This window comes from Gordonia paraffinivorans (assembly GCF_900683595.1).
Taxonomy (GTDB): Bacteria; Actinomycetota; Actinomycetes; order Mycobacteriales; family Mycobacteriaceae; genus Gordonia; species Gordonia paraffinivorans.
Window position 1 is genome coordinate 331,424 of the sequence record NZ_CAACYD010000005.1, and the last position, 15,821, is coordinate 347,244.

Annotated in this window: 13 protein-coding genes; 5 read left to right on the forward strand and 8 right to left on the reverse strand. The window is 71.4% G+C overall.

What is annotated here, in order from left to right:
* Window positions 1–15: 15 nt before the first annotated feature.
* The 3 genes from E1P53_RS03660 to cobN all read right to left on the reverse strand — a co-directional run bounded on the left by E1P53_RS03660 (window position 16) and on the right by cobN (window position 5,956).
* Window positions 16–1,656, reverse strand: coding sequence for an amidohydrolase (locus tag E1P53_RS03660; RefSeq protein WP_040526444.1), 1,641 nt, complete (start codon window positions 1,654–1,656; stop codon window positions 16–18).
* Window positions 1,657–1,693: 37 nt separating this feature from the next.
* Window positions 1,694–2,221, reverse strand: a complete 528-nt coding sequence (locus tag E1P53_RS03665; protein WP_006899417.1) for an FxsA family protein — start codon at window positions 2,219–2,221, stop codon at window positions 1,694–1,696.
* An 81-nt stretch (window positions 2,222–2,302) separates the two neighbouring features.
* Window positions 2,303–5,956, reverse strand: coding sequence for a cobaltochelatase subunit CobN (gene cobN / locus E1P53_RS03670; protein ID WP_131733510.1), 3,654 nt, complete (start codon window positions 5,954–5,956; stop codon window positions 2,303–2,305).
* Window positions 5,957–6,190: 234 nt separating this feature from the next.
* On the opposite strand from cobN, the gene E1P53_RS03675 reads away from it, so the two are divergent.
* Genes E1P53_RS03675 through E1P53_RS03685 form a run of 3 tightly spaced genes read left to right on the forward strand, consistent with a single transcriptional unit; the run spans window position 6,191 to window position 9,574 of the window.
* Complete coding sequence (locus E1P53_RS03675) at window positions 6,191–7,345, forward strand: ferredoxin-like domain-containing protein (RefSeq protein ID WP_131733511.1); 1,155 nt, start codon at window positions 6,191–6,193, stop codon at window positions 7,343–7,345.
* A 13-nt stretch (window positions 7,346–7,358) separates the two neighbouring features.
* Window positions 7,359–7,967, forward strand: a complete 609-nt coding sequence (locus tag E1P53_RS03680; RefSeq protein ID WP_131733512.1) for a precorrin-8X methylmutase — start codon at window positions 7,359–7,361, stop codon at window positions 7,965–7,967.
* Between the two features lie 2 nt (window positions 7,968–7,969).
* A complete protein-coding gene (locus E1P53_RS03685) occupies window positions 7,970–9,574 on the forward strand; it encodes a precorrin-2 C(20)-methyltransferase (RefSeq protein ID WP_006899421.1) in 1,605 nt (534 codons plus the stop codon).
* Here the strand turns inward: E1P53_RS03685 and E1P53_RS03690 are convergent.
* The 4 genes from E1P53_RS03690 to dprE2 form a co-directional block, all read right to left on the reverse strand.
* Window positions 9,527–10,210, reverse strand: coding sequence for a cobalt-precorrin-6A reductase (locus E1P53_RS03690; protein ID WP_051997169.1), 684 nt, complete (start codon window positions 10,208–10,210; stop codon window positions 9,527–9,529). The genes E1P53_RS03685 and E1P53_RS03690 overlap by 48 nt on opposite strands.
* 95 nt (window positions 10,211–10,305) lie before the next feature.
* A complete protein-coding gene (gene cobM, locus E1P53_RS03695; RefSeq protein WP_131733513.1) occupies window positions 10,306–11,079 on the reverse strand; it encodes a precorrin-4 C(11)-methyltransferase in 774 nt (257 codons plus the stop codon).
* The gene (cbiE, locus tag E1P53_RS03700; RefSeq protein WP_230823531.1) at window positions 11,076–12,371 is read right to left on the reverse strand and encodes a precorrin-6y C5,15-methyltransferase (decarboxylating) subunit CbiE; all 1,296 of its coding nucleotides are present in this window, start codon (window positions 12,369–12,371) and stop codon (window positions 11,076–11,078) included. Before cbiE ends, cobM begins: the two co-directional genes overlap by 4 nt.
* On the reverse strand, window positions 12,368–13,150 hold the full coding sequence (gene dprE2, locus E1P53_RS03705; protein WP_131733514.1) for a decaprenylphospho-beta-D-erythro-pentofuranosid-2-ulose 2-reductase: 783 nt from the start codon (window positions 13,148–13,150) through the stop codon (window positions 12,368–12,370). The genes cbiE and dprE2 overlap by 4 nt, the downstream gene beginning before the upstream one ends.
* 62 nt (window positions 13,151–13,212) lie before the next feature.
* Here dprE2 and E1P53_RS03710 point away from each other — a divergent pair, with 62 nt between their 5' ends.
* Window positions 13,213–13,614, forward strand: coding sequence for a PPOX class F420-dependent oxidoreductase (locus E1P53_RS03710; protein WP_006899426.1), 402 nt, complete (start codon window positions 13,213–13,215; stop codon window positions 13,612–13,614).
* A 10-nt stretch (window positions 13,615–13,624) separates the two neighbouring features.
* Here E1P53_RS03710 and E1P53_RS03715 read toward each other — a convergent pair whose 3' ends face one another.
* Window positions 13,625–14,785 carry a M24 family metallopeptidase gene (locus E1P53_RS03715; protein ID WP_006899427.1) on the reverse strand — a complete coding sequence of 387 codons (1,161 nt, stop codon included), beginning with the start codon at window positions 14,783–14,785 and terminating at the stop codon, window positions 13,625–13,627.
* Between the two features lie 84 nt (window positions 14,786–14,869).
* Here E1P53_RS03715 and E1P53_RS03720 point away from each other — a divergent pair, with 84 nt between their 5' ends.
* A complete protein-coding gene (locus tag E1P53_RS03720; RefSeq protein ID WP_006899428.1) occupies window positions 14,870–15,820 on the forward strand; it encodes a 5'-3' exonuclease in 951 nt (316 codons plus the stop codon).
* The last annotated feature ends 1 nt before the right edge of the window (window position 15,821 follow it).

Below are 15,821 nucleotides of genomic sequence, written 5' to 3' on the forward strand. Positions count from 1 at the left end.
ACGGAGGGGCTCCGTTCACGTGGCGTCCCGGTCGTAGAGGACCCGCCCGCGGTGCACCGTGCGCACACAACGAGGCAGTGCGGCGCCCGGTGACACGTCCGGGAGCGCGGGGACGCGCGACCGCGGGTCGGTGGACCAGCGCTGCACCTTCTCGTGTGAACCGGCCACGACGAACTCGTCGGCCTCCCAGAGCGCGTAGCTCGCGGGGGCGCCCGGGGTCAGGGTTCCGGTGAGTCCGTCGTTGACCCCGCCGGCCCGCCAGCCGCCGCGGGTGGTGGCGGCGAAGGCGCCGCGCGGCGAGATCGCGTTGGTCTTCCGGTGGTGGTGGACCGCGGCCCGGATGGTGGCCCACGGGTCGATCGGGGTGACCGGCGCATCCGACGAGAACGACAGGGCCACACCGGTCTTGGCGAGCATCGCGAAGTCGTTGAGGGTGGCTGCGCGGTCGGGACCCAGTCGGGTCTCGTACAGGTCGCCCGGTCCGCCCCACTCGGCGTCGAACAGCGGCTGCATGCTGGCGATGACGCCGCAGCGCGACAGGACCTCGGCCTGCGCGGCAGTCACCATCTCGGCGTGCTCGAGACGGTGGGCGCAGCGGGCGATGGCCGGGGTCCCGAGCTCGTCGGCCAGGTCTGTCAGCGCCTCGACCACGGCGCCGGTCGCGGCGTCGCCGATGACGTGGAAACCGGCCTGGATGCCGGCCAGGGTGCAGGCGCGGAGGTGGGCGCGGATCGTGTCGGCGTCGAGATAGCTGATGCCGCTGGTGTGGGGATCGTCGGTGTAGGGCTCGGTGAGCCACGCGGTGTGGGATCCGATCGCGCCGTCGATGAACAGGTCGCCGCCGAGGGCGTCGGCGCGGGTGATCGAGAGCAGTTCGGCGGCGTGCTCCTCGTCGGTGACGGGCTGGCCCCAGTAGCGGCGGATCTCGACGGGGTGGTCGAGCTCGGCGATGGCGAGAAAGTCCTCGAGACCGCTGATGTCGGGTCCGCCGTTCTCGTGGACCGCGACGACGCCGTGCGCAGCGGCGACGTCGAGGGCCCGGCGTTGGGCGCGTTCGCGCTGCGCGGCGGTCACCAACTGCCGTGCTGCACCGCGGACGAGGTGGTGGGCCTCGGCCACGAGGGGTTCCTCGGGGTGGTACCCGGCGGCGTCGGCGAGTTCGGGCACGAGGCGTCGCAGTGCGGTGGACGCGACAGCGGAGTGCTCATCGACCCGCGCCAGATAGACGGGTCGGGCGCCGACGACGGCGTCGAGCTCGCTGGTCGTGGGGAAACGGCCGTCCTCGGGACCGGCACCCTCCCACGTCGAGTCGTCCCAGCCCAGCCCCCACAGCAGCTCGCCCTCGTCGTGGCCGGCCGCGGCGTCGGCGGCGACGGCCTCCGCGACGAGCTGCAGGCAGTGGGTGCGGCTCGTCGCCTCGTTGAGCGTGAGGCCGTCGAGCGCGAGACCGGTGGAGGTCAGGTGCACGTGGGAGTCGACGAAGCCGGGCGTCACGAACAGCCCGTTCAGGTCGATGACCTCCGCGTCGGGGTGCAGGGCGCGGCCGACGTCGTCGGTTCCGACCCACACCACCATGCCGTCGGTGACGGCCATCGCGGTCGCGTCGGGAACGGCCGCCGAGTAGACGATTCCGCCGAGGAGCAGTTGGGTTGCCACGATCGTCAAGTGTGCCTTGCCGCGGGTGACCCCGGGGTCAGCGGGTGGGCGGGAGTTGCGGGGTGATCAGCGGTGCCGGTCCGGCGCCGGGGCCCTGGGTGCCGGAACCCGCGGCGTCGACGACCGCGCCGTCGACCACGCTCCCGTCGACGGTGACGCTCGTGCGCCGGTACGTGCCGGTCGCATACAGCCCCGCGCGGTCCATGAGCGTCGCGGCACGCCGCGCCGCGAGCACCGCCACCAGCGGGCGCAGGAGCTTGCGGGTCGGCGGGAAGAGCATCAGCATGCCGACGGCGGTGGAGACCACGCCAGGGATGACCAGCAGCAGCGTCGAGGCGGCGACCACGGCGGTGTCGGCGAGGGGTTCGCGCGGATCGACCTGGTTGTCGGCGGCGCGGCGCAGCTCGCCGAAGACCTTGCGGCCCTGCCGGCGCAGCGTCAGGAAGCCGAGGACGCCGGCTCCGATGGTGATGAGCACCGCCCAGGGGAATCCGAGCGTCATCGCCATCGCCACGAACGCGGCGATCTCCAGGAGTGCGTAAACGGCGAACCAGCGCAATGCCATGGTGTTCTCTCACCTGTCTGTCGGGTGCTGCTTGGTCATGCAACGAACGACGGGCCGGATTTTCTCCCGTCGGTCCCCCGCCTATTCTCCCCGAGCCTCGATGTCGCCCTCGGTGTCCAGGTAGACGCTGCGCAATCGGTCCAGGAGATCCGCCGGTGGCTCGTGCCACATGTCGCGTTCGACGGCTTCGAGCAGGCGCTCGGCGATCCCGTGCAGCGCCCAGGGGTTGGACTGCTGCATGAACTCGCGATTGGTCTCGTCGAGGACGTAGGACTCGGTGAGCTTCTCGTACATCCAGTCGGCGACCACATCGGTGGTGGCGTCGTAGCCGAAGAGGTAGTCGACGGTCGCGGCCATCTCGAACGCGCCCTTGTAGCCGTGACGCTGCATCGCCGAGATCCACCGCGGATTGACCACGCGGGCCCGGAACACCCGGGCGGTCTCCTCCGAGAGCGTGCGGGTGCGCACGGCGTCGGGCCGGGTGCTGTCGCCGATGTAGGCCTCGGGGGATCTGCCGGTCAGCGCGCGCACGGTCGCGACCATGCCGCCGTGGTACTGGAAGTAGTCGTCGGAGTCGGCGATGTCGTGCTCGCGGGTGTCGGTGTTCTTCGCGGCGACCGCAATCCGCTTGTAGGCCGCGCGCATGTCGTCGACCGCCGGCACGCCGTCGAGGTCGCGACCGTAGGCGTAGCCGCCCCACTCGGTGTAGACGCGGGCGAGGTCATCGTCGCTGCGCCATTCGCGGGAGTCGATGAGTTGCAGGATTCCCGCCCCGTAGGTGCCGGGCTTGGACCCGAAGACGCGCGTCACGGCGCGACGGCGATCGCCGTGCTCGGCCAGCGCCTCCCGCACGTGCGCGGCGACGAAGTTCGCGTCATCGGGTTCGTCTGCGGATGCCGCCAGCGCGACCGCGTCGTCGAGCATGGTCACCACGTGGGGGAAGGCATCCCGGAAGAAGCCCGAGATGCGCACCGTGACGTCGATCCGCGGACGCCCGAGTTCGGCGAGGTCGACGAGTTCGAGGTCGACGACCCGGCGCGACATCTCGTCCCACACCGGCGTCACGCCGAGCAGGGCGAGCACCTCGGCGATGTCGTCGCCGGCCGTGCGCATGGCACTGGTCCCCCACACCGACAGGCCGACCGACGACGGATAGGCGCCGTGATCGGAGAGGTAACGCTCGAGCAAGGAGTCGGCCATGGCGCGGCCGGTCTCCCATGCGAGTCGCGACGGCACGGCCTTCGGGTCGACCGAGTAGAAGTTGCGACCGGTGGGCAGCACGTTGATCAGGCCGCGCAGCGGCGAACCGCTCGGGCCGGCCGGGATGAAACCGCCGTCGAGCGCGTGCAGGATGCGGGGTATCTCGATCGTCGTCTGCCGCAGGCGCGGCACGACCTCGGTGGCGGCGAAGCGCAGCACCTCGCCCACCGGTTCGGGCAGTCCGGCGGCGACCTCGGCGACGGCCGCCTCCGACCAGTCCGCCTTCGCGCACGCGGCGACGAGTTCCCGGGCGCGCGCCTCGACGGTGTCGACGGCGCCGCGGTCGGCACTGCCGTCCTCGGCCAGGCCCAGCGCCTCTCGCAGGCCCGGGAGCGCGGTGGTCCCGCCCCACAGTTGGCGTGCGCGCAGCATCGCGAGCACCAGGTCCACCTCGGAATCGTCGCGCGGTGGATCGCCGAGCACGTGGAGACCGTCGCGGATCTGGACGTCCTTGATCTCGCAGAGCCAGCCGTCGACGTGCAGGAGCATGTCGTCGAAGACCTCTTCGTCGGGACGCTCGGTGAGACCGAGGTCGCGGTCCATCTTGGCCGCGGTGAGCAGTGTCCAGATCTGCTGACGGATCGCCGGGAGCTTCGCCGGGTCGAGGGCGGAGATGTTGGCGTGCTCGTCGAGGAGTTGCTCGAGTCGTGCGATGTCGCCGTAGGACTCCGCACGGGCCATCGGCGGGATCAGGTGGTCGACGAGAACGGCGTGGGCCCGGCGTTTGGCCTGTGTCCCCTCCCCCGGGTCGTTGACGAGGAACGGGTAGATCAGCGGCAGGTCGCCGAGGGCGGCGTCTGTTCCGCACGCCGCAGACATGCCGAGGTTCTTTCCCGGCAGCCATTCGAGGTTGCCGTGCTTGCCGACGTGCACGACCGCGTCGGCCCCGAACCCCGATCCACCGACCCCGGTGCCCTCGACACCGTTGCGCCTGGCGGCGATCCACCGGTAGGACGCCAGGTAGTGGTGCGACGGCGGAAGGTCCGGATCGTGGTAGATCGCGACCGGGTTCTCACCGAAGCCGCGGGGCGGCTGCACCATGATCGCGATGTTGCCGAAGGTCAGGGCGGCGATGACGATGTCGCCGTCCGGATTCCGGCTGCGGTCGACGAACAGTTCTCCGGGCGCCTCGCCCCAGTGCTCGGTGACTGCGTCGCGCAGTCCTGCCGGGAGCGTGTCGAACCAGGCGCGATAGTCGGCGGCGGGCATGCGGATCGGATTCGACGCGAGGGTCTCCTCGGTGAGCCAGTCCGGGTCCTGGCCGCCGGCGGCGATGATGGCGTGGATCAGCGCATCCGAATCCTCCTGCGCGAGACCCGGGATCGCGTCGGGTCCGGTTTCCGGTCCGAGGTCGTAGCCGGCGTCGCGCAGCGCGACCAGCAGGCGCACCAGGCTGCGGGGCGTGTCGAGGCCGACCGCGTTGCCGATTCGGGAATGTTTGGTCGGATAGGCCGACAGCATGATCGCGATGCGCTTGTCCGCGGCGGGAATCCGGCGCAGACGGGCATGGGCGACGGCGAGACCGGCGACGCGGGCACAGCGTTCGGGGTCGGGCTGGTACCAGGGCAGGCCGTTGTCGTCGAACTCCTTGAACGAGAACGGGACCGTGATGATCCGGCCGTCGAACTCGGGGACCGCCACCTGGGTCGCGACGTCGAGCGGCGACAGCCCGTCGTCGCTCTCCTCCCATGCGGCGCGGGAACCGGTGAGGCACAGGCCCTGCAGGATCGGGATGTCGAGGGCTGCGAGCCGCTCGACGTTCCACGCCTCGTCGTCGCCGCCGGCCGAGGCGGTCGCCGGGGTGGCGCCGCCGGCGGCGAGCACGGTGACCACGAGCGCGTCGGCGGTGCCGAGCAGGTCGATGAGTTCGTCGGGAGCGGTGCGCAAGGAGGCGCAGAACACCGGGAGCGCCCGGGCGCCGCGGTCTTCGACGGCCCGGCAGAGCGCCTCGACGTAGCGCGTGTTGCCGGCCAGGTGCTGCGCCCGGTAATAGAGCACCGCGACGGTCGGCGCGTCGACCGGCACCTCTCGCGCGGCGCGATCGAGGATTCCCCAGGTAGGGGTCTGCTGTGGCGGCTCGAAGCCGTGGCCGGTGAACAGCACCGTGTCGGACAGGAAGTGGTGCAGGTTGACCAGGTTGTCGACGCCACCGGCGGCGAGATAGTCGTGGGCCTGGGCCGCGACACCGGCGGGGACGGTCGAGTGGGCCATCAGGTCCGGATCGGGTTGCTGTTCGCCGGAGAGCACGACCAGGGGTTTTCCGGTCGCCTCCACCGTTGCGAGTCCGTCCTCCCACGCCCGGACCCCGCCCAGGATGCGGACCACGATCAGGTCGGCTCCGGCGGTGAGGCCGTCGATGTCGTCGACGAGCAGCCGCGAGGGATTGGCACCTCGGAAGCTGACCCCGGGGACGGCATCGTCGGCGGCGGCCGCGGTCAGCAGATCGGTGTCGGAGGTCGAGAGAAGCAGGATCATCGGGTCTCCTCGCCGGGTTGCGCGCCCGGTGGCGGTGGGTCTCGTGCGAGGAGGCTGGTCTGACTCGGGTGTCGGGGATGCCCGTCACCCTCACAGTGGCGCGACCGCGCCGGATTCTCACCGGCTTCAGCCGCCTCGCGGTGTGCCTGACAGCCTACGGGTGCCGCCGTCGGCGCGCTGACGTGGGTCCACTGCTCCCCGCCCGGCCCGCGACGCCGGTCGTACCCTGGTGGGATGACCAAGGTCCGGACATCGGCCGACCGCTGCCCCGGGGTGTTCACCACCCACGAGGCCCGGGACGGCGCTCTCGCCCGGATCCGCCTGCCTGGCGGCCGGATCCGCGCCGATCAGCTCGGCGTACTCGCCCAGGCGTCGGCCACTCACGCCGACGGGTTCCTGGAACTGACGGCGCGCGGAAACATCCAGCTCCGAGGGATCGCCGACGTCGAGGCCGTGGCCGAGGCGGTCGTGTCGGCCGGGCTCGCGCCGGACTCGGCCCACGACAAGGCCCGCAACATCGAGGTCAGTCCGCTGACCGGACGCATCGGCGGCGCCGCCGACGCCGGTCCGCTCCTGAAGGCGCTCGACGACGCGCTGCGTTCGCACCCTGACGCCGAGGCCGTCTCCGGGCGCTTCCTGTTCGGCGTCGACGACGGCCGTGGCGACATCGTCCGCCGCCGTCCGGACGCGTGCGCGGTGCTGCAGCCGGGCGAGCCCCTGGTCGCCGACATCGTCGTGGACGGCGCCCCGATCGGCTCGGTCTCTGGAACGGAGGGCATCGTCGCCTCGCTGATCTCGGTCGCCACCGGCCTCCAGGAGATCGCGCCCGGCGCGTGGCGTGTCCGGGACCTCGGCGACGAGGACCGTGCCCGCCTGCACCGCGAACTCGCAGACCGGCACGACCCGGTCGTCGGTGAACGGCCGGGTGACGACGTCGAGGACGCCGCGCCCGTCGTCGGCTGGTTCGACCAGGACGACGGCTCGGTGCTGCTGGGATGCGTCGTCGAACTGGGCCGGCTTCCCGCCCGCCTGGCCGAGTTCCTCGCCGCCGTCGACAAGCCGATCGTGTTCACCCCCGACCGCGAGATCCTGATCTGCGACCTCTCCGAGGGCGTCGCCGAGACAGTCGTGCGGGTTCTGGCCCCGATGGGGCTCATCTTCGACGCCTCGTCCCCGTGGGCCCGCCTGAGCTGCTGCGTCGGCGCGCCCGGCTGCGGGTCCGCACACACCCGGGTACGTGACGACCTATTGGCCCACGTGCGGGCCGGATCGCCGGTCGCCGACCGCGAGCACTGGGTGGGATGCGAACGCCGGTGCGGCTCGCCCGGCACCGCACATCTGCTGGTGCAGGCCACGCCCGACGGCGGATACGAGCGGCGGCGCCGCTAGGCTCGACCGCACCATGAGCGAGTACCTGCGCGACGGCGCTGCGATCTATCGACAGTCCTTTGCCACCATCCGGGCCGAAGCGGACCTGTCCGCGTTCGCACCCGATGTCGCCACCGTGGTGGTGCGGATGATCCATGCGTGCGGCCAGACCGACCTGACCCGCGACGTGGTCGCGACGCCCGGCGTGGTGGCCGCCGCCCGGAGCGCGCTGGAGGCGGGCGCACCGATCCTGTGCGATGCGTCGATGGTCGCGTCGGGGATCACCCGCAAGCGCCTGCCGGCCGACAACGAGGTGCTCTGCCACTTGTCCGAGCCCGGCCTCCCGGAGCTCGCCGAGCGGATGGGAACGACGAGAACGGCTGCGGCACTGCAGTTCTGGCTTCCGCGACTGGAGGGGTCGGTGGTCGCCGTCGGCAACGCACCGACCGCGCTGTTCGCACTGCTCGACATGATCGACGAGGGCGCGCCGAGGCCCGCGGCGATCGTCGGCGCACCGGTCGGGTTCGTCGGCGCCGCGGAGTCGTGCGCGGCGCTGGCCGCCCGTACCGACCTGGAGTTCATCACGGTCCTCGGCCGACGCGGCGGGTCGGCCGTCAACGCGCTGGCCACACCGAAGGAGTGAGCGTGTCGGGAGTCGCAGACGGCGTGAAGCAGGGCAAGCTCTGGGGTGTCGGGCTCGGTCCCGGCGACAGCGAGCTGATGACCGTGAAGGCGGCGCGCGCCATCAGCACGGCCGACGTGATCGCGTATCACTGTGCGCGCCACGGCAACAGCATCGCCCGGTCGGTGGCCGAACCCTACCTGCACGACGGGCAGACCGAGGAACGGCTCATGTACCCGGTCACCACGGAGACCACCGATCATCCCGGCGGATATCAGGGCGCACTCGACGATTTCTACGCCGAGAGCGCCGAGCGGCTGGCCGGACACCTGCGCGCCGGACGCGATGTGGTGCTCCTCGCCGAGGGGGACCCGCTCTTCTACAGCTCGTACATGCACATGCACAAGCGACTCGCCCCGCACTTCGAGGCGGAGATCGTGCCGGGCGTCACGTCGGTGAGCGCGGCCTCGGCCGCGACGGGCGTGCCACTCGTCGAGGGCGACGAGACGCTGACGGTGGTGCCGGGCACCGCGTCCACCGAAGAACTGCTGTTCCGGTTCCGTTCGGCCGACGCCATCGTGGTGATGAAGCTCGGCCGCACGTTCGAACGGGTGCGGGAGGCCCTGCGCCGGGCCGGCCGCCTCGACGAGGCGTTCTACGTCGAGCGGGCGTCGACGACGGTCGAAAAGGTGATGCCCGCCGCTGAGGTGAATCCGGCAGAGGTGCCGTACTTCTCGATCATCGTCGTGCCGGGACGACGGAACAATCCGCGTTTCGAAGCAGAACCGGTGCCCGGTGAAGTGGTGGTCGTCGGCCTCGGCCCGGGCCACGACAGCTGGACCACGCCGGAGGTGCGCACCGAGTTGGCGCGGGCGACCGACCTCGTCGGCTACACCACCTATCTGAAGCGGGTCACGCCCCGACCGGGTCAGCGGGTGCATCCCAGCGACAACCGGGTCGAGTCCGAACGAGCCGAGTTCGCATTGGATCTCGCCCGGCGCGGCGCCCGGGTCGCGGTCGTCTCGTCGGGCGACCCCGGTGTGTTCGCGATGGCCGCGGCGGTCGCCGAGGTGGCGTCCGAACCCCGGTGGCACGACGTTGCGGTTCGCGTGGTGCCGGGCGTGACGGCCGCGAACGCGGTCGCCGCGGCGGTCGGCGCCCCGCTGGGACACGACTTCGCGGTGATCTCGCTGTCGGATCGGCTCAAGCCGTGGTCGGTGATCGAACGACGCATCAGGGCCGCGCTGGCCGCGGACCTGGTCATCGCGATCTACAACCCGGGGTCGGCGAGCCGGACCTGGCAGGTCGGCGCCTTGAAACACACTCTGCTGCAGACTGTCTCGCCGGACCGCGTGGTGGTGCTCGGCCGTGACGTGGGCGGCCCGGAGGAATCGGTGACGACCACGACGGTTGGCGAGTTCGATCCGGAGGTGGTCGACATGCGCACTCTCATCGTCATCGGTTCGTCGACGACCAGGTCGGTGCCGCGCGCAGCGGGCCGGCTCGTCTACACGCCGCGACGCTATGAGGTCGGCGGCGAGGAGCCTGCGCCCGATGGCGCGGGGTCGTCGGCCGTGGGATCAGCCGAGCAGCCGCCGGAGCCAGGCGCGGGCCTCGGCGGCATCTGAGACGGTCGGGAGGTCGGGTTCGGCCGGCCGGTCGACGACGACGACCTCGATGCCCAGTTCGGCCGCTGCGTCGAGCTTGGCCCTCGTGAGCGGTCCCCCGCTGTTCTTGGTGACCAGAAGATCGATCTGCCGACTGCGGAGCAGTTCGAGTTCGGCGTCGTGGTGGTACGGCCCGCGTGACCGCAGGATCTCGTGGTGCGGTGGGAGTTCCGACGTCGGCGGGTCGACGACGCGGATGAGGAACCATGCGGTGTCGATGTCGGCGAAGGCGCCCACGTCCTGACGTCCGGTGGTGAGGAAGACCCGGCGCCCGCGGCGGCGGACCTCTCGTGCGGCGGCGGAAAGGTCGGGCACCCGGACCCAATGATCGCCCTCCGAGGGAATCCACGGATCGCGACGCAGGCGCAGCAGGGGCACACCGGCGTCGGCCGCGGCCCGGGCGGCGTTGCGGGTCATGGTCGCGGCGAACGGATGCGTGGCGTCGACGACGGCTCGGATCCGGTTGGCGATCAACCACTCCCGCAGACCGTCCGCGCCGCCGAATCCTCCGATGCGCACCGGCCCGACGGGCAGGCGCGGGTTGGCGACGCGCCCGGCGAGGGAGCTGACGAACGCGGCTCCGGCCTCGTCCAGCATCGCGGCGAGGGTGCGGGCCTCCCCGGTGCCGCCGAGGACGAGGATCTCGGGCTGCTGCTCGGCGGTCGGCCCGAGCCGACCTTCGGGATGGTCGCTCACGGGTGGGGGTCCTTGCGGAGCTTGGTCATCCGAGCGTGCGAGTACAGGTAACTGTCGGTGACCTCGGGATCGGCCGCGGCGTCGAGGACCCTGCCGACGAAGATCACCGCGGTCTTGCGGATCTCCGCGGCGTCGAGTGCCTCGGGGAGCCGGTGCAACGGGGAGCGGACGACCTGCTGGTTGGGACGGCTCGCGAAGGCGACGGTCGCCGTCGGGCAGTCGGCCCCGTAGTACGGCGTCAGGTCCTCGACGATCTGCTCGGCCCGGTGCGCGGCGAGGTGCAGTGCGAGGGTGACGCCGGTGGCGGCGAGTTCGGCGAGGTCCTCCCCCGGCGGCATGTCGGTCGACAGCGTCGACACGCGCGTGATGAGCAGGCTCTGCCCGACGCCGGGCACGGTGAGCTCGGTGTCGAGTGCCGCGGCGGCGGCCGCGAACGCCGGGACGCCGGGAACGATCTCGTACGGGATCCCGCGTGCGCGGAGTTCCCGTTGTTGTTCGGCCAGCGCCGAGTAGATGGACAGGTCGCCGGAGTGCAGTCGCGCGATGTTGTCGCCGCGGTCGTGGGCGGCGACGACGTGGTCGATGATGTCGGTCAGCGGCATGCGTGCGGTGTCGACGAGTGTCGCTCCGTCGGGACACAGGTCGAGCAGCTCGCCCGGTACCAGCGATCCCGCGTACAGGCAGGTCCGGCACTCGCCGAGCAGGCGAGCGCCGCGCAGGGTGATCAGGTCGGGTGCCCCTGGTCCCGCGCCGATGAAGTAGACGGTCACGAGACATCCTCCTCCGGGGTGGGCGTGCGCGGGGGCGTGCCGGTCGGCTTCGTGGCCGCCCACTGGATGATCGGCAGGGCGGGCCGCCAGGTGCTCATGGTGCCCAGCGGGGACAGGGCTTCCACGACGAAACGGCGAAGCGAGCCCCCGAGTTCCTCACGCCTGCGGATGAGGATCGCCTGGTTCTCCACGGTGACGGCGTTGACGACGATGCGACCGCCGGCGCGCAATGCCTCCCACGCGGTGGTGAGCAGGCCGTCGTCGAGTCCGCCGCCGATGAAGACGGCATCGGGAGCCCCCGCGTCGGCAAGCGCGCCGGCGAGCGACTCGGGTGCCGGACCGCGGACGTCGAGTCGGTGCGCGACGCCGTGGCGGCGGGCGTTCGCCGAGAGTCGCTCGGCGCGGACCCGGTCACGCTCGAAGGCGACAGCCCGGCCCCGCCCGTCGGTGCGGAGCCACTCGATCGACACGCTCCCCGAACCCGCCCCGATGTCCCAGAGCAGTTGCGGCCCGGCGGGTTCCAGTGCCGAAACGGTCAGTGCGCGGATCGTCGACTTGGTGATCTGCCCGTCGTGCTCGTAGGAGTCGTCGGGGCGTCCCGGCACGCGGGAGACCCGCGGGCCGATGCAGTCGACCGCGACGATGTTGAGCGGATCGCCGTCCGGATGGGGCCACGTGCCGGCGGTGCCGGAGTACACGCGTTCGGCGGGTCCGCCGAGTTGCTCCAGAACGGTCAGCGTCGAGTCCCCGAATCCGTTGTCGGACAGGATCGTCGCGACTGCCGCCGGGGTGGTCCGGTCACGGCTGAGGACCAGGACGCGGGCGCCGTCGGTGGCCTCGGTGAGGACGATCTCCGGGTCGGCGGTGACGGCACTGACGATCCGCGTGGTCGAAAGATCCCAGCCGAGGCGGGCGCATGCCAGGCTCACGCTCGACACGGCCGGATACACACGCACCCGGTCGGCGCCGACGCGGGCCACGATGCTCGCACCGACCCCGTGGAACATCGGATCGCCGCTGGCGAGGATGTGCACGGTGTCCGTGACACCCGCGGGGTCCGGCACGGAGGCCAGGACCTCGGCGAGGTGTTCCGACATCGGGGATCGCCAGCACACTAGCTCTCCGGCCAGCTCGGCGGCGACCTCGTCCAGCAGGGCCAGCTGCCGTGCGGCGCCGTAGATCACGCGCGCGTTCCGGAGTTCGTCGCGTGCGGTGTCACCGAGCCCACGCCAGCCGTCGGCGCCGATCCCGACGACCACGAACCTCGGCCGGGCATCCGGACGAGGGGTCACCGGGGAAGTCTCCGCCAGATCGCGCGTGGCAGCAGCCGCATCCCGAAGAAGACCGGCCGCAGCATCCACGGGACCCAGACCTCGCCGCGACCCTTGCGGTAGGCGCGGGCCACCGCGTCGGCGACCTGCTCGGGGGTCCTGGACATCGGGGCGGGCTTCACGCCGGACTCCATGAGTTCACGGGTCATCGAGCCGATCACGAAACCCGGGCGCACCAGCAGGAGCCGGACGCCGGTGCCGTGCAGGGAGTCCGCCATGCCGCTGGCGAAGCCGTCGAGACCGGCCTTGGTGGATCCGTAGACGTAGTTGGCGCGACGCACTCGGATGCCGGCGACCGAGGAGAAGACGATCATCGTGCCCGAACCCTGCCCGCCCGGCCCCTGCTCGCGGAGGGCCTTGGCGAGCGGGATCAGCACGCTGACGTGGGCGTAGTAGTCGGTGTGGGCGATCTGCAGGGCGTGAGCCACGTCGTTCTCCGCGCGTTCCTGGTTGCCGAGGATGCCGAAGGCGACGATCGCGATGCCGATCGGCCCGAACCGCTGCACGAGCGAGGCGATCAGGGCGGGGTGGCCATCGGTGTCGTCGGCATCGAAGGCGACGGTGTGCACCTCGGTGGCCCCGGCGGCGAGGAGCCTCGCGGTCTCGTCGGCGAGGTCGTCGGGCCGGCGCGCGGCGAGCACGACGGTGCGGCCCTCGGCGAGTCTCTCGGCCGTCGCCACGCCGATCTCGCTGCGTCCGCCGAAGAGCACGAGGGAGCCTGGGGACCGGTGAGACGCCATGGTCAGCAGTATGCATCAGCCCGGCGCGGTCCCCACCGCCGTGTCGCGCTAGCGTTGCTGCCATGCCACGCACAGCCGCCGACATCGGGCCCGCCGCCACGGAATTCCTCACCGAACGCCACCTCGGGACGCTCGCGACGCTGCGCGCCGACGGCACGCCGCACGTCGTCGCGGTCGGGTTCACCTGGGATCCCGAGGCCGGTCTCGCCCGCGTGATCACCGTCGAGGGCAGCCAGAAGGTCCGCAACGTCGACCGCGGCGGATACGCGTCGGTCACCAACATCGACGGCCCGCGGTGGCTGACACTCGAGGGGCCGGCCCGGGTGACCCGTGAGCCCGAACGGGTCCGCGACGCCGAGGAGCGCTACGCGCGCCGGTACCGGCAGCCGCAGCCGAATCCGCGCCGCGTCGCCATCGAGATCGAGGTGAAGCGCGTCATGGGCTCGGCGGTGTTCTTCGGCTGAGGGCGCGGCGTCAGAGCTGCACGAGCTCGTGCGGCCGGTTGTTGAGCGACTCGCAACCGTCTTCGGTGACGACGACGATGTCCTCGATGCGCGCTCCCCAGCGACCGGAGAAGTACACGCCCGGTTCGACGCTGAAGGCCATCCCCGGGCGCAGGACGATGTCGTTGCCCTCGACGATGTAGGGCTCCTCGTGGACCGACAGACCGATTCCGTGGCCGGTGCGGTGGATGAACTTGTCCGCCAGGCCATGTGCGCGGAGCAGATCGCGTGCGGCGGCGTCAACCGATTCGGCCGTGACACCGGGCCGGACCGCCGCCACCGCGGCGCGTTGCGCGTCGTGCAGCACAGCGTAGGCGTCGGCGATCTCGGTCGGCGGTTGCTCGAAGCAGTAGGTGCGGGTCGAGTCGGAGTTGTAGCCCGGTTCCACCGGTCCCCCGATGTCGATGACGACGATGTCGGAGCGTTCGATGACGCGATCGGAGAACTCGTGGTGCGGATCGGCGCCGTTGGGTCCGGAGCCGACGATGATGAACGCCGCCTCGCTGTGGCCCTCGGCGAGGATCGCGGCGCGGATGTCGTCGGCGACCTCGCGTTCGGTGCGGCCGGGGACCAGCCATTCCCCCATACGGGCGTGCACCCGGTCGATGGCGGAGCCGGCGCGACGGAGCGCCTCGATCTCGGCGCCGTCCTTGACCATGCGGAGTTCGCGCAGCACGGCGGTGGCCAGTTGTGGTGTGGCGCCAGTCTTGTGGGCGAACGGGATCACATGCAGGGCGGGCATCGAATCCGAGACCGCGATCGCGGCCCCCGCACCGATCCCCGACAGCGCGAGTGAGTATGGATCGTCGCCGTCGACCCAGTCGGCGACCTCGATGTCGAGTTCGCCGACGGCAGAGGCGGACAACGACGGCACCTCCAGTCGGGCGATCACCAGCCTCGGGGTGCCCGCCGCCGGGACGACGAGAGCGGTGAGACGCTCGAAGGTGTCGGCACGGGAGCCCACGAGATAGCGCAGATCCGGTCCGGGCGACACCACCAGCGCGTCGAGGCCCGCCTCGGCGGTCAGCTCCGCGGCACGGCGCATCCGGTCGCGATAGACCTCCGGGGCGAAGAGCGGTGCCGCGGCATCGGCCGGATCGGCGGTGGGCGTGGTGCTCTGAGACGCTGCCATGGTCGAAGACTACCGCCGGGTGCGCGGGTCGTGGTGACGCGGCGGAGCCGTCAATGCGAGAGTGTGAGGGTGACGGATTCGTTGATGCTGCTCGACGGTGCGAGCCTGTGGTTCCGGTCGTTCTACGCCCTGCCCGAGAAGATGACCAGCCCCGACGGGCGGCCGGTCAACGCGGTCCGGGGATTCATCGACACGATCGCCAATCTCGTGACCCGCGAACACCCGACCCGTCTCGTGGTGTGTCTGGACCTCGACTGGCGTCCCGACTTCCGCACCGAGCTCATCCCGTCGTACAAGGCGCATCGCGTCGCCGTCGAGGACGGCGCCACGGATCCCACCGGCGCCTCCACGATCGACGTCGAGGAGGTGCCGGACACGCTCACCCCGCAGGTCGACATGATCATGGACGTCCTCGCCGCAGCGGGTATCGCCACGTCCGGGGCGGTGGGATGCGAGGCCGACGACGTGATCGGGACGTTGGCCTACGACGAGGCGAAGGACCCGGTGATCGTCGTCAGCGGCGACCGCGACCTGCTGCAGGTGGTCGCCGACGACCCGGTTCCGGTGCGCGTCCTCTACGTGGGCCGCGGCCTCGCCAAGGCCGAGATGATGGGACCTGTCGAGGTCGCCGAGAAGTACGGCGTGCCGGTCGAGCGGGCGGGCATGGGCTATGCGGAGATGTCGATGCTGCGCGGCGATCCGTCCGACGGCCTGCCCGGTGTGGCCGGCATCGGCGAGAAGACCGCGGCGAAACTCATCAGCGAGTACGGCAGCCTCGACGCCCTCGAGGCTGCGGCGAACGACCCGGCGTCGAGCCTGCCGACGCGGGCGCGCAAGGCGTTGCTGGCGTCCGCCGATTACCTGGAGAAGGCGCGGACCGTGGTGTGTGTGCGCACCGACGCCGACACGATCGACAGCGGACCCGACACCCTGCCGTCGGAACCCGCCGACCCCGAGGCACTCGATGCGCTCGTCGAGGAGCTGGGCATCGGTGCCTCGGTGGGCCGGCTGTCGAAGGCGCTGGGCTGGAGCTGAC